This window comes from Streptomyces sp. TRM68416 (genome assembly GCF_014596915.1).
Lineage (GTDB): Bacteria > Actinomycetota > Actinomycetes > Streptomycetales > Streptomycetaceae > Streptomyces.
In genome coordinates, this window is record NZ_JACVWU010000009.1 from 171,692 (window position 1) to 185,114 (window position 13,423).

The 13,423-nt window shown below is 72.5% G+C and carries 9 protein-coding genes and 1 tRNA gene; 5 read left to right on the top strand and 5 right to left on the bottom strand.

All coding sequences use genetic code 11. From position 1 onward, the window contains the following. Complete coding sequence (locus tag ICC28_RS16770; protein ID WP_188289366.1) at window positions 1-474, top strand: GNAT family N-acetyltransferase; 474 nt, start codon at window positions 1-3, stop codon at window positions 472-474. Here the strand turns inward: ICC28_RS16770 and ICC28_RS16775 are convergent. Together ICC28_RS16775 and ICC28_RS16780 are read right to left on the bottom strand one after the other, a co-directional pair. Next, window positions 458-2,215 (bottom strand): HEXXH motif domain-containing protein, encoded by a 1,758-nt coding sequence (locus tag ICC28_RS16775; RefSeq protein WP_188289367.1) that lies wholly within the window; start codon window positions 2,213-2,215, stop codon window positions 458-460. The genes ICC28_RS16770 and ICC28_RS16775 overlap by 17 nt on opposite strands. Beyond that, window positions 2,212-2,385 (bottom strand): hypothetical protein, encoded by a 174-nt coding sequence (locus tag ICC28_RS16780; protein ID WP_188289368.1) that lies wholly within the window; start codon window positions 2,383-2,385, stop codon window positions 2,212-2,214. The genes ICC28_RS16775 and ICC28_RS16780 overlap by 4 nt, the downstream gene beginning before the upstream one ends. Before the next feature lie 190 nt (window positions 2,386-2,575). Here ICC28_RS16780 and ICC28_RS16785 point away from each other — a divergent pair, with 190 nt between their 5' ends. The 3 genes from ICC28_RS16785 (at window position 2,576) to ICC28_RS16795 (ending at window position 5,734) form a co-directional block, all read left to right on the top strand. Further along, the gene (locus ICC28_RS16785) at window positions 2,576-3,613 is read left to right on the top strand and encodes an effector-associated domain 2-containing protein (protein ID WP_188289369.1); all 1,038 of its coding nucleotides are present in this window, start codon (window positions 2,576-2,578) and stop codon (window positions 3,611-3,613) included. A 129-nt stretch (window positions 3,614-3,742) separates the two neighbouring features. After that, window positions 3,743-3,913: a hypothetical protein gene (locus tag ICC28_RS16790; RefSeq protein ID WP_188289370.1), complete on the top strand. Its 171-nt coding sequence runs from the start codon at window positions 3,743-3,745 to the stop codon at window positions 3,911-3,913. 18 nt (window positions 3,914-3,931) lie between these two features. Further along, complete coding sequence (locus ICC28_RS16795; RefSeq protein WP_188289371.1) at window positions 3,932-5,734, top strand: HEXXH motif domain-containing protein; 1,803 nt, start codon at window positions 3,932-3,934, stop codon at window positions 5,732-5,734. Between the two features lie 15 nt (window positions 5,735-5,749). On the opposite strand, the gene fxsT is transcribed toward ICC28_RS16795, so the two are convergent. The 3 genes from fxsT to ICC28_RS16810 all read right to left on the bottom strand — a co-directional run bounded on the left by fxsT (window position 5,750) and on the right by ICC28_RS16810 (window position 12,011). Beyond that, complete coding sequence (fxsT, locus tag ICC28_RS16800) at window positions 5,750-10,063, bottom strand: FxSxx-COOH system tetratricopeptide repeat protein (RefSeq protein ID WP_317454031.1); 4,314 nt, start codon at window positions 10,061-10,063, stop codon at window positions 5,750-5,752. Between the two features lie 4 nt (window positions 10,064-10,067). After that, a complete protein-coding gene (locus tag ICC28_RS16805) occupies window positions 10,068-11,543 on the bottom strand; it encodes an effector-associated domain 2-containing protein (protein WP_188289373.1) in 1,476 nt (491 codons plus the stop codon). 394 nt (window positions 11,544-11,937) lie between these two features. Next, window positions 11,938-12,011, bottom strand: a tRNA-Thr gene (locus tag ICC28_RS16810). Window positions 12,012-12,216: 205 nt separating this feature from the next. On the opposite strand from ICC28_RS16810, the gene ICC28_RS16815 reads away from it, so the two are divergent. Further along, window positions 12,217-13,305, top strand: a complete 1,089-nt coding sequence (locus ICC28_RS16815; RefSeq protein ID WP_188289374.1) for an ABC transporter ATP-binding protein — start codon at window positions 12,217-12,219, stop codon at window positions 13,303-13,305. Window positions 13,306-13,423 lie beyond the last annotated feature (118 nt).

The window sequence follows — 13,423 nt, forward strand, 5'->3', positions numbered from 1 at the left end:
ATGATCCGCACCGCGACCCCCGCCGACATCCCCGTCATCCACACTCTGGTCCGCGAACTGGCCGAGTACGAGAAGGCCCCGGACGAGGCGAAGGCCACCCAACAGCAGCTCCACGAAGCCCTCTTCGGTGACCGCCCGGCCGCCTACGCCCACATCGCCGTCGACGACACCACCGGCGAACCGGTCGGCTTCGCGCTGTGGTTCCTGAACTTCTCCACCTGGCGCGGCGTCCACGGCATCTACCTGGAGGACCTCTACGTCCGCCCCACCGCCCGCGGCGCCGGCCACGGCAAGGCCCTGCTCACCGAGCTGGCCCGGATCTGCGTCGAGCGCGGCTACCAGCGCCTGGAGTGGTCGGTCCTGAACTGGAACGCCCCGTCCATCGCCTTCTACGAGTCCCTGGGCGCCCGCCCGCAGGACGAGTGGACGGTGTACCGGCTGACGGACGAGGCGCTGCTCAGGCTGGGCGGCTGACCAGCCCCCGGGCGGTCTCCAACGGGTCGGCGTCCGCGCCGAGTTCGGCGTGCACGGCCATCACCAGCTCCGGCCGGGCCAGCACCGCCTCGCCCGCCGGGTCCCCGGCCGCCCGCGCGGCGAGCCCGAGCCCCACCCACGTCTCGGGATCGCCGCCGCCGCTCAGGATCCGCTCCCGGAAGGCGCGCAGTGCCCCGGCGGTGTCCCCCGTGACCAGCGCGATGTCCTCGGCCCGTGCCCCGCTGACCGCGGCCCCGGGGTCGGCGCGCAGGGCTTCGAACCCCGCCGGGTCGGCCAGCAGCCAACGCAGCAGTACGGCCCGGGTGTCGAAGCCGCGGGCGGGGCTGCCGGGGACGAGGGCGGGCCGGTACTCGGAGGCGGCGGGCCCCGGTGCCGACACCCGCAGAGCCTCCGGCACGCTTCCGGCGCGCCCCTTCTCCCTCACCCCGGCGCAGGCCCGCGCCACCACCCCCGGATCGGGCCGCAAGTGGTACGCCCGCCAGGTCGCCCGATGGTCTGCGACGGCCAACTCGGCTGCGGCCAGGGCGGGTTCCGGCACCGGCTCCGCCAGCCACGGTTCCAGCCGGGCGGTCAGCCCGGCCACCAGTCGGCGGCCCAGGTCGGTCAGGCCGTCGGACGGGGCGATGGCGTGCAGGGCGTGTGCGGTCTGGGCCCGCCACAGGGCGAACTCGAACCGGCCGAGCGGATGCGTGCGCCGCCGCCAGAACCCGGTGACGCCGTAGAAGGCGTACACCCCTTGCAGCAGGCCGCCCAGGGGCCGCGGGTCGTCGCGCCAGGGGGCGTAGTGCAGGCGGCGGTCGGCGCCCTGGTCCTCGTAGAGGGTGAACAGGTGCATGAAGGCGCTGAGTTTGTTGTGCTGGAACTCGTGCACCAGGGTCGAGGCGAGCTGTTCGCCGTCGTCGGGGACGGAGGCGAGCGCGGCTCCGAAGGCGTCGCCGGAGGAGGCGCTGTGCGGGCGGAAGCGTTCGGCGCGCGGGCGTGGCACGAGGGTGACCAGCCCGCCGGCGAGGGCGCGGGCGTCCTCGGCGTCCAGGCCGCGCAGGATCTCCCAGGCCTCGGTGAACAGGTCCTGCCAGACATCGGCGGCGACGGGCTCGGCGGGGACCGGCCCGCGCAGGGTGCGGTACGGGTCGGTGTCGTCCAGCAACAGTGCGCAGCCGTCGGCGTCCAGCCGCGTCAGGGCGTGCCAGTCGGGCCCGTCGAGCGGCCGCCCGGCGACCAGGACCCGCCCCGCGACGGCGGACACCTCGGCCGTGTCGGCCGCGCCGGCCACCCGCATCGCGCCGAGCCCGGGCAGTACCGCCCACCCGTGCCGTACGGGGACGGCGGCCCGGAAGTCCAGGCCGGCGCCGATCGCCGCGCTCGCCGCGAGGGCGTGCAGATGGCCGAGCTCCGCCCACAGGGGTGCGTCACCGTCGGCGGTGCCGCGCAGCCGGCGCAGGGTGTGCGCGGCCCACACGCCGACCGCCGGATAGGCCAGCAGCTCCTCGACGACGTCTTCGGCGGCCGCGCGGGCCCGCGTCAGCAGCCGCCAGGCGTCGGCCGGGGGCGGCAGGGGTCCGGTGGGAGCGTCGGCACAGGCGTCCAGCAGGGCCCGCAGGACGAGCAGCCGCCAACTGCGTTCGCTCGCCCGCAGCGCGGACACGGTCGCGGGCCCGCCCGTGCCGCCCAGCAGTTCCTCGAACGACTCGGGCGCGAGGACGTGGAGGCCCGGCGTCACCGTTCGTCGCGCTGCGGGTTGTAGCCGCCGAGGCTGCTCGCCGGGTCGTCGATACGGCTGAGCAGGCGCCGCAGGGAGCCGTCCGCGGCCGGGAGAGGCATGGCGGGCCAGGCGTCCAGGGGAACACCACTGAGGTCGATCAGCTCGGACTCGACTCCGGACTTCTCCATGACGCCGCCCATTTCAGTTTTTAAGCTTTTTGCGCTTATTTAAGGGGTTTTAAAGTGCCTCAGCGACCTTAATGCATCACAGGAGACACACAGGTTCGCAGCACCGAATCTGCTCAGATCGAGTGACAGCGGGACCGGTTCGGGTATGGATCCGGTGTAACTCAACCCGCGGATATGACCGAGGAGTTGCGTGACGGGCGGACTGGACGCGGCGCGGGTGGCGGAGGTGCTGGTGCGCCCGGCCACCGGTCTGCCCGTGCGGCGCGGCTCCGGCTACCGGGTGGGCGACCGCTGGGTCCTCACCGCCGCGCACGTGGTCCGCGACGCCGGTCCGAGCGCGACGGCCGTACGGTTCGGCACCGGCGCTGCCGACGCACCGCCCGCCCCGGCCCGCGTGGCGCTCGCCTCCGACAAGGCCGACGTGGCCCTGCTGGAACTCACGGACCGGGCACCGGCACCCGCCACCGGACCGCCCGCCTACGGCGCCGTACCGGCGTCGGACCTCGCCCTGCCCTTCACAGCCGTGGGCTACCCCCGCCTCACCCTGCGCCGACCCCACGCCCCCTGCCACGCGAGCGGAACGATCTCCGCCCTCTCCGCCCACCGCTCAAGCGCCCTCGAACTCACCGTCACCCCACCGGAGTCGGCCCCCGACCCGGACCGCTCGCCCTGGGAGGGCATGTCCGGCGCGGCGGTCTGGTACCACGACACCCTGATCGGCCTGATCGGCGCCCACCACCGGACCGACGCCCCGAGCCGTCTCACCGCGGTGCGCGTCGACCGCTGGTACGACCTGCTGACCCCCGCCGAACTGACCGCCCTGCACCACTTCGCCGGCCTCCCCGCGACCCCCGGCTCCCTCACCGCCCCCTCCCCCCACCCCACCCTCTCCGACCTGCCCGCCGACCTGCCCCTGCGCGAACTCGACGGCCTGGTCACCGCGTTGACCGCGATTCCCGCCGTCAGTGACCGCACGGCCCTGGCCCTCGTCCTGGACAGCATCGACCCCGTGATCGCGGCCATGAGCCCCCGCTCCCCCGCCCTGCGCCCGGACGTCTTCGGAATCCTGAGCACCTGCCTGCGCTATCGCGGGACCTTGGACCAACTCCTGGAAGCGATACGGTTGGTTGAGGGCGACTCCGCCGGGGTGGCCCGCATGGACCAGGAGGCGGTGGAGTTGACCCGGCGCCACCGCGGAGCCGACGACCGACGTCGTCCACACGCATGACCTGATATCGCAGCGCTGTGCGGGCCCAGGGTTTCATCCCTCGTGCGGCGGGCCATTATCAGGGGGATGTGAGCAGCCGCATCGCACATACAGCCGGGGGGAAGGGGTTTGGCCGTCATGGAGCCATCTGTGGCCGCCGTCGAGTCCAACCTAGTCGATCTCGCGGGGGTGTCTCTTGAAGCGCTGCGCTCCATGGACAGTCGAATTCTCGCCGAGTCGCTGGAGGAGCTGCGGCCGGGAATCGACCACCAACTGGCCAGCGTCAGTGAAATCGACGGCGGGGCCGAGCGTTTCGACTGACGCCGAGGGGGACTGCCGGTGAGTGCCGAGCAGTCCCTGCCGCACCATCGCCTGCCGCCCGACGCCCTGGCCGAGCTGATTCGCGGCGAGGGAGGACCGGCCGCGCTCGACCTCCTGCTGAGAGCCGAACGCAGCCGCCGACTGCTCCTGCTGCGGATGCTCGACGACACCACGGACCTCGGCCCCGCCTGGGACCTCCTCAGCGCGGCCCAGCAACACCACCCCACCGCCGTCAACGACCTCCTCATGTACCCCCAGACCGGAATGTGGCTGGCCACGACGCTGCGTCGGCTGCGGGGAAAGGAGCCGCAGGACGAGCCGCCCCTGTGGGTGGTTCTCGGCCACTTCGCGGCCCTCGCCGCGGCGGCGGCTCTACGCGCGAAACTCGACTTCGCCATCCAGGTGCCGGTGCGGCACGGCCGGGTACCGCTGCCCACCCTCGGCTGCGCGATGTTGCCGGTGTCCGAGCCGTGGGCGACGGCGACGGTGCGCAGCCGGTCCGGACAGACCGTGGTCGCCGTACCCGGGTGCGAGGTCGCCGTACCGACCGACCCCGGTACGGCCGGACCGGGATGGCATCCCCTGCACCACGTCTCGGTCGGTCCGGCAGAGCGGCGGCTGGAAACCGTCCTGGACGATGTCGACCCGTACCGGACGTACCCGCGGCCGACCGAGCCGCGCCCCCTGTCCGAGGAGACGGCCGCGCACTGGCGGAGGACGCTGGAGCGGGCCTGGGCGGTGCTGCTGCGGGAGCTGCCCGAGACGGCCGCGGCCATGCGGTCGGGGCTGCTCTCGCTGACGCCGACAGCGGCAAGGGAAAGGTTTCGGCCACGCAGCGTATCCGCGGGGGACGCCTTCGGCGGTATCGAGGCCTCCGAGCCGGACGACGCCGCCCAGCTCGCCGCCACCCTCGTACACGAGTTCCAGCACACCAAATTGGGCGGTCTGCTGCACCTCGCTCCGCTGCTGACGCCCGCCCCCGAAGGAACCGGGGAACTCTGGTACGCGCCCTGGCGTGACGATCCCAGGCCTCTGGAAGGCCTGCTCCAGGGCATTTACGCCTTCGCGGGGATCGCCCGTTTCTGGAACGCACACCGAGTGGCGCCGTCCGCGCACAGCCCCCTGGCGCACTTCGAGTTCGCCCTGTGGCGGGCCCAGACAGCGACGGCCATCGAGCAGGTCCACCGTCATCCGCGCTGCACCCCGCTCGGCAGGGCCCTGTTGGTCGCGCTGCGCGACCAGTGCGCGCAGTGGCTGGCGGAGCCGGTGCCCAAGGAGCCGCTCGCACTGGCCCGGCTGTGCGCCGACGACCATGCCGCTCGCTGGCGGGCCCACCACCGGCGGCCCCCCGCCGCGGCCGTGCGGGCAGCGGTGCACGCGTGGCAGCGCGGGGCGAGCGGGCCGCCCGCCTCCCTGGCGGCCGAGCCCGAGGTCGTGCCCGACCCCTCGGCCCGCTGGCTGGACAGCCTGGCGGTCCTCGTCCGCTACCGGCTCAGCGCAACGGCCGACGACCGGCGACCCGACGCTGCCGCCACCGAGGTCACCGGGGCGCTCTCCGGCGACGCTCTGCTGGCCGCCGGCGAGGCCACGGCAGCCCGGCACGCCTACACGGCACACCTGAAGGCGGAGCCCGAGGCAGCCGGAGCCTGGGCGGGCCTCGGCCGCGCCCTCGCCGCGGAGAACACCGAGCCGACGGCCGCCCACCTGCTGTCCCGCCACCCGGAACGCGCACGGGCGGTGCACCAGGCGCTGCTCCGGGTCACGGACTCCCCGCCGGACCCGGTCCGCCTCGCGGCCTGGCTCGGCTCACCGCCGGCCTGACCGCGACGGACCGGCTCACATCGGCATGGGGTCGATGTCGCAGTCGGTCCGCTGCCGGGCCCGGGCCTGCACCGTCGCAGGATGGGGGGCGGCCTCCGCGGTGCTGAGGCGAGGCGCGTCCAGGGCCTGCTCCATGCGGGCCAGCGTGTCCGCGCGCAGTGCCTCGCCCGCCTCCCTCTCCCCCACGGCGACCAGGTCCAGGGACAGGTTCGCCGCCCCCACCAGAGTGGTCGGATGCCCCTCGCCCAACCGCGCCCGGCACAACTCCAGGGTCCGCTCACCGAGTTCGCGGGCCTCCGCCGGCTGCCCCAGCGCGCTGAGGTCACTGGCCAGGTTGATGGAGCAGGCCAGCACGATCGGATGATTCTCGCCCAGACGACCGGTGAGCGACTCCAGCGCGGCCTCGTCTAGCTCCTTCGCCTCCTGCGCCCGTCCCAGCAGCCGCAAGGTCACCGCCAGGTCGACATCGGCCGCCGCGATGTGCGGGTGATGGGCCGGGAAGACCTTGCGGAAGCGCTCGCGGGCCGTCTCGCCACGCTCGCGGGCCTCCTCCAGTTCGCCGTTGTGGCGCAGCGCCACGGACAACGTGAGCGCGGCCAGCAAGGAGTCGGGGTGGGTGTTGCCGTAGCGGCGGGTGAGCTGTTCGGAGGCTTCGCGAGCCAGTTCCAGCGCGGCGGCGTGGTCGCCTTCCTTGCGGCTGGCCTCGCTCAGCTGCCGGATCCTCTCCAGCGTCGTGGGGTTGCTGGAGCCGAACGTCGCCCGGTATCCGTCCACGACGGCCTGCTGCAAGGACCGCGCGCCCACGTAGTCACCCGTCTCGCGGACATCGACGGCGACGCTCGCCTCGGTCACCAGTGACTGCTGGTGATCGCGGCCGAACAGGCGGGTCTTCATGGCGTGCGTGCGCCGGTCCAGCTCCAGCGCACGCTGGAAGTCGCCGACCACGCGCAGGCTCACCCCGAGGTTGTGGGCGGTGACCAGCGTGGTGGGGTCGTCCTCGCCGAAGGCGCGCCGGGCCCGGTCGTACGCCATCTCGTCCAGTTCGGCACCGGCGGCGAATTCGCCCTGGGCGCGCCGGACCGCGGCTTCCAGGTTCAGTGCCACCAGGGCGTCCTCGCGATTGTCCTCCCGGTCCGTGGGCGCCGTGCGGGTGTAGACGTGCCTGAGCCGGGAGACGACGCGGGAGGCGTCGTCGTAGCGCCCCACCCGCAGGAACACGAAGCCCAGCCACCAGCCGATCAGCAGCGTCTGCTGGTCCTCCTCGCCGAAACGCCGCTGCCAGGTCTCCCAGGCCTGCTCCGAGAACTCCAGCGCGACCCGGTGGTCTCCCCAGTACCACAGGTACTTCGCGACGTTCATCACCAGCTCGCGCACCCACGGCTGGTCGGACTCGATCGCCCCGGAGGCGATCACATGGCCGTACAACTCCGCGTACCGCGGCCAGTTGGCGGACTGGCTCGGTCCCTTGGGGTCGGCTGCGGCCAGAAGGGTGTGGGCCCCATTGCGCATGCGGTTCTGTTCCTCGGGGGTCATGCGGTGGATCAGCACGGCCTGGACCAGGCGGTGCATCTCGATCGAGTTGGTCCGGTGGTCGATGCGGGCGAGGGAGTAGCGGTTGATCTCCCGTATGGCGCGGGCCAGGCGCATCGGGTCGTTGAGGGCGCGGTCGAGTTCGGGGTCGATGGTGGAGCCGCCGAGACCGGAGAAGATCGAGCGCGAGATGGGGTCGGGCGCGAAGTAGGAGCACAGTTGGAGCAGGCGCAGCGCGGTGCGGCTGCGGGTCTCCAGGTGGTCCAGGGAGACGTTCCAGGCGGCGGCGACCGGCAGCTGGTAGTCCGGCGGCGGGGAGACCTCGAGGAGTTCGGCGCGCTTGTGCTCGAAGAGGCGGAGGTATTCGGAGACCGGCATGCCCGTCTCCGCCCGCCAGGCCGCCGCCTGTTCCAGCGCGAGCGGCAGGTCGCCGAGGGCTTCGGCGAGGCGGTCCGCCTCGGCGTCGTCGAGTTCCTCGGAACCGGAGCGGCGCAGCAGCTCCTTGCTCTCCTCGCGGGTGAAGACGTCGACTTCGAGGGAGGGGCCGACCACGCTCCAGCGCCGGTTGCGGGAGGTGACGAGGATGGTGCCGCTGCCGCCGGTGGGGAAGTAGTCGCGCACCCGCTCGGGGCTGTCGGCGTTGTCGAAGATCAGCAGCCAGCGGGAGTACGGCCGCCCCTCGCGCAGCGCCTCCCGCAGCGCGGGCGTCGCGATGTTGGCCTCGGCGCTGGTGACCAGGCCGAGCCGCTGGGCCAGTTCCACCAGGGCCTGCCCGATCTGGCCCGGCCGCTCGGCGGGGATCCACCACACCACGTCGTACTCGGACTGGTGGCGGTAGGCGTACTCGATCGCCAGCTGGGTCTTGCCGACGCCGCCCATGCCGTGGATGGCCTCGGGCAGCACGGTGGTGGTGCCCTCGCGCAGTCGCTCGCTGAGCCGTTCCAGAAGGTCCACGCGGCCTGTGAAGTTCGGGTTGCGCGGCGGGATGTTGCCCCAGACGCGCGGCGTCGAACGCCCGCTGTCCACCGCGGGCTGCGTGTGCGTGGCGGTCATGGCCGTGGCTCCTTCTGAAGATGTCCCGGCCTCGGCCGGTGCGTGCACGGAGGGTCGGCGGGCGGCCGGGCCCGGGTGCTTGCGCAGGCTGACGCTGTTCTGTCGGTCGTACTCGCGCAGTGCCCTGGCCAGCCGCTTTGCCCTCGGCAGGAACTTGCCGGAGAGTGCCCTGAGCGCTGCCAGTTCCACGCGCAGGAACGCCACGTTGCGCCGGGTCACGGACGGCACGTCGGCCGTCTCGAACAGCTCCTCGGCGTCGGGCAGCACCGGTTCGGTGCCCTCGGCCCGGGCGGCCAGCAACTCCCGTACGTCGTGCAGCACTCGGGCGGTGTCCCTGCGGCGGGACAGCGCCAATAACTCCTGGCGGATGTTGGGGCCGAAGACGAAGGCCACGTCGGCGGCGCGCTCGGCGTCCGCGCCCGCGGGCCGCACCAGGCCGCTCATCAGCAGCTCCGCGAGATGGGCGGGCCCGGCGCCCGGCAGCGAGGCGGTCACCGCGCTCATCACCGGCAGCGTGAGCGGGGCCGCCGCGAGCCGGGTGGCCAGCGCGAACGCGGTCGGCGAGACGGCCGCGCGGAACTCCGAGACCCGCTCCCAGGCCGGTACGGCACTGGCGGGGTCGGGCACGTCCTGCACCCACGGCACGGCCCGCGCCGCGTCGGCCCGCCGCTTCCAGTCACGGGCCCTGAGCCCGGACATCTCCACCCAGCCGTCGGTCCGCCCGGCCACCAGGTCGACCCAGCCGGACAGGGAGCGCTCGGTCAGCTCCAGCACGGGCACCGGCACCACCCCGGCGCGCGCGTCGGGGTCGTCGACGGGTTCGAGGGGGGAGGTGCGCAGCTCCCAGCGCAGCAGGTCGTTGGGCGCCCAGGACCCGGCGCTGCTCAACCGCATGCGGTGCACGTCCAGGCCGGTGCGGGACCACAGCTGCTGCGGCAGCAGGTGCAGCACCGACAGCGGCTCGCTGCGGCCGAGTTCACGCAGCAGCGGCAGCACCGCGTCCGACCGCCAGCCCGCGGCCAGCCCGTCGGTCAGCACCAGCACCACCCGGTGCTCGGAAGGGCTCGGCGGCAGCCGGTCCAGCCGGATCCGGGCCGGCTCGGTGTCATCCGAACTGAGCAGTCGTACGGTGGTGATCTCGCCCAGCCGTTCCTGGTGGGCCAGTTCCCCCACCAGCTCGCCGACCGTCTCCTCCCAGACCCGCATCGTCACGTGGTCGTCGACGACGAGCAGCACGGAGGGAGGGGCCGCGGACGGCGACCGCTCCAGCTCGCTCAGAGCATGCGGAACGGCGTCGAGTGAGGCTTCGTCGTACGCCGGCCCAGCCGCTGATCGTGGGACATCGTCACACTGCATAAGCGCTCTCAGAGCGTCCGGTAAGGCCCGAGGACGGAGGGAGTGCCGAAGAGGGGATCCCGAGGGCGCGGGCATGCGTGACATCCACGTGCCAAGCCTGGCAGTGGTCTGCATGGTGTGCAAGACGGCAGGCCACAGGGGGTTGCAGCACGAGCTGGACAGTCGCTCGCCTGATGGAACGCGCCCCCCTGCGGTGTCGAGCACGCCTGGCCTGTGGGCCTGTCTCGGCTCCAGCGTGACACCGCGCAGTGCCCGGTGCAAGGCCGTCTGCCACTCTGCCGAAAGGAGTGTCCGAGGGCCTGCCGAGAGGAACGCCCCAGAACCTGTCGACCGGAGTGCCCCGGGACCGTCGGAAGGCCGTGGCCGGCGCCGTGCGCTCTGCCCGGTCATCGGCCTACACCGGCCCTACGGGGCCCGGCTTGCGCTCGGGGTCGTCGAGCAGGATGGCCAGATGCCGCCCCACGTGCCCGTCCCAGCGGTCGGGGCCGAGGGCCAGCGCCTCCTGGCGCCACTTCCCGACGCGTTCCGCGAGGCTGCCGAGCCCGCGGTCCTGGAGGATCTCGCCGATGGCGTCCTGGAAGCCCGGGTCGGAGCAGTCCGTGCGGTGCCAGACCATCGCGGGCACCCCGGCCCGCAGCCCGGCGAGCACCTCGCGGCGGCCGGTGCCGCTGTCGTCGCCGGGCGGCTCGCTGAGCACCAGGCAGACCGCGTGCCGGTCCTCCTTCAGCTCCCGCTCCAGATGGAAGAAGTACGCCCCGTCCTGCGCCGGGCGGCTCCAGTGCGGATGGCTGTCCGCCGGGCGCTCCTTCAGCTGCCGCCACTTGTGGTGCCACGGCCGGTGCCAGGCGGCGCGCTGCAGCCGCTCCAGGCTGCGCACCAGGACCGGGTAGTCCATGGCCAGCGGGGTCGGGTCGGGGTGGTCGGACTCCTTGGACCACCACTCGACCGGCTCGTTGAGCAGTTCCCAGGGCAGGACGAACTCCAGGATCACGGGCTGGCGCAGATCGGCCCAGCGCGCCTCGCAGTCCTCGATCAGCCGCTCCACCGCGCCCGGCAGCTCCTCCCGGCGCAGACGGACGGTCTCGCCGCGCACGGGATGCCAGCCCTCGGAGTCGGACTGCCGCCAGTGCGAGAGGTAGTAGCAGTCGGCCTCGATACGGTCCGGCTCGAACTGGATCATCAGATAGGCGGGGACCAGCGAGGGCGGGGACTGCGGGAACTCCGAGTGCTGCCACTGCGCCAGCAGGCTCTCCAGGCCCAGCTCCTGCGCCTGGCGGCGGTTGAAGCGCCGCAGCACCTCGGCGGCGTCCGCCCGGCCCTCCTCCATCAGCCGGTCGGCGGACAGGGCGAGGAAGGCCATGTTGAACGGCAGCTCGTCGGCCGGGGAGTTCTCACCGGCCAGCCGCAGGAAGACCTGCCAGCCGTTCTGGCACCAGGCGGGCAGCTCCTGCACCCGGGAGCGGCTGGCCCGCCTGGCCATCGGCGACAGCTCCGAGGCCCGCAGGGACTGCAGGACCGGCCGCAGCGGAGCGAGGTCGGCGTTGTTGAAGAAGTCGACGGCCTCCCACTCGTCCACCAGCGGCCACAACGCGGCGACGCTCGCCGACTGCTGCTCCACGTACTCCAACGCCCGCACCAGACAGGCCGGCCCGTCGCCGACCGCCGTACTCGCCTTCACCACGTGCAGCAGCCACGGCCGCAGCCGCTCCCCGCCGTACGGTTCCACGGGCGAGCCCAGTTCGTCGGCGAGCATCTCCCGCCATAACTCGCGGCTGCTGGTCTGTCTCACCGTGGCCGAGTCCTGGAGGGCGTCCACGATGGAGACGACCAGCTCGTTGCGGACCCGTTCCGGACTGCGGCGCCCTGTCACCCCGTACCTCCCGGCGCGGTTCCCCTCGTTGTGCCGACCAGGGTACGGCCGTGGGGCGGGGCGTGGCAGCGGAGTGGACAGGACAGGCCCCGCGGGGGGAGAGAAGAGTCCGGCACCTGCCGGGTGCGCGTTCCCCGGCCCGGTCGGCGAGTCCGGCTAGCCGAAGAGGATGTCGCCCACGGTCTCAAGCCAGTACCGCACCTGGTGCCGCCGCCGGCAGAACCGCTTCGGACGCCTCCATCGGCGCCGGTCCAGCGGCCGATTGCACTCCTTGCACCGCTTCATGCGGATCGCGGATCCCCCACCCATGCCGGACACCGTAACGGCCCACCGGATCGCCTGCGCGAACGCCCCGCGATCATGGATCGCGGGGCGTTCGCGCAGGCGGAGAAAGAGCCCCCTGTCGGATTCGAACCGACGACCTTCGCTTTACAAGAGCGGCGCTCTGACCAGCTGAGCTAAGGAGGCGCGCACCTGCGTGCCCGTGCAGTGTACCCACGTCCCGGCGTGCCCCTGTCGAAAATTTCCGCGAAGTTCACAGGGCGCCGGGTACTGACAGACCAGGTGAACGCCAGGTACCGTCCAAGGCCAGTCCACTCACATGGACTACACCACCACCTTCCTACAACGGATCGTCCGGCACGTTCCTGCCGGTAGAAGGGGGCCCATTCCCATGGCCACTGTCTCGTTCGACAAGGCGACCCGGATCTACCCGGGTTCCGAGAAGCCCGCCGTAGACGCGCTCGACATCCAGATCGAGGACGGGGAGTTCCTCGTCCTGGTCGGCCCGTCCGGCTGCGGCAAGTCCACCTCGCTGCGCATGCTGGCGGGGCTCGAAGACGTCAACGGCGGCGCGATCCGCATCGGTGACCGTGACGTCACGCACCTGCCGCCCAAGGACCGGGACATCGCCATGGTGTTCCAGAACTACGCGCTGTACCCGCACATGACGGTCGCCGACAACATGGGCTTCGCGCTCAAGATCGCCGGTGTGCCGAAGGCGGAGATCCGCCAGAAGGTCGAGGACGCGGCGAAGATCCTGGACCTCACCGAGTACCTGAGCCGCAAGCCGAAGGCGCTCTCCGGCGGTCAGCGCCAGCGTGTCGCCATGGGCCGCGCCATCGTGCGTGAGCCGCAGGTGTTCCTCATGGACGAGCCGCTGTCGAACCTCGACGCCAAGCTCCGCGTCTCGACCCGTACGCAGATCGCGTCGCTGCAGCGCCGCCTCGGCATCACCACCGTCTACGTCACCCACGACCAGGTCGAGGCCATGACGATGGGCGACCGCGTGGCCGTGCTGAAGGACGGTCTGCTGCAGCAGATCGACTCGCCGCGCAACATGTACGACCGCCCGGCCAACCTCTTCGTCGCCGGCTTCATCGGCTCCCCGGCCATGAACCTGGTCGAGGTCCCGATCGCCGACGGCGGCGTGAAGTTCGGCAAGTCGGTCGTCCCGGTCGACCGTGACGCGCTCTCCGCCACCACCGACAAGACCGTCACCGTCGGCGTCCGCCCCGAGCACTTCGAGGTCGCGGGCGCGGACTCGGACCTGGGTCTGGCGGTCACCGTGAACGTGGTCGAGGAGCTGGGTGCCGACGCCTACGTCTACGGCACCGCCAAGGTCGGCGAGGAGTCCAAGGACCTCGTGGTCCGCGTGAGCGGCCGTGCCGTCCCGGAGAAGGGCAGCACGCTGCACGTCGTCCCGCGCTCCGGCGAGGCCCACGTGTTCTCGACCTCCACCGGTGCGCGCCTCTCCGACTGAGGCGCGGACCGGGTGAAACGCCCGGGTTGACGGGAAGGGCCCCGCAGGCTGCTGCGGGGCCCTTCCCGTTGTCGACAAATACCCCGGCAGACCGGTCATTTCGAGCAGCGGGCGTCAA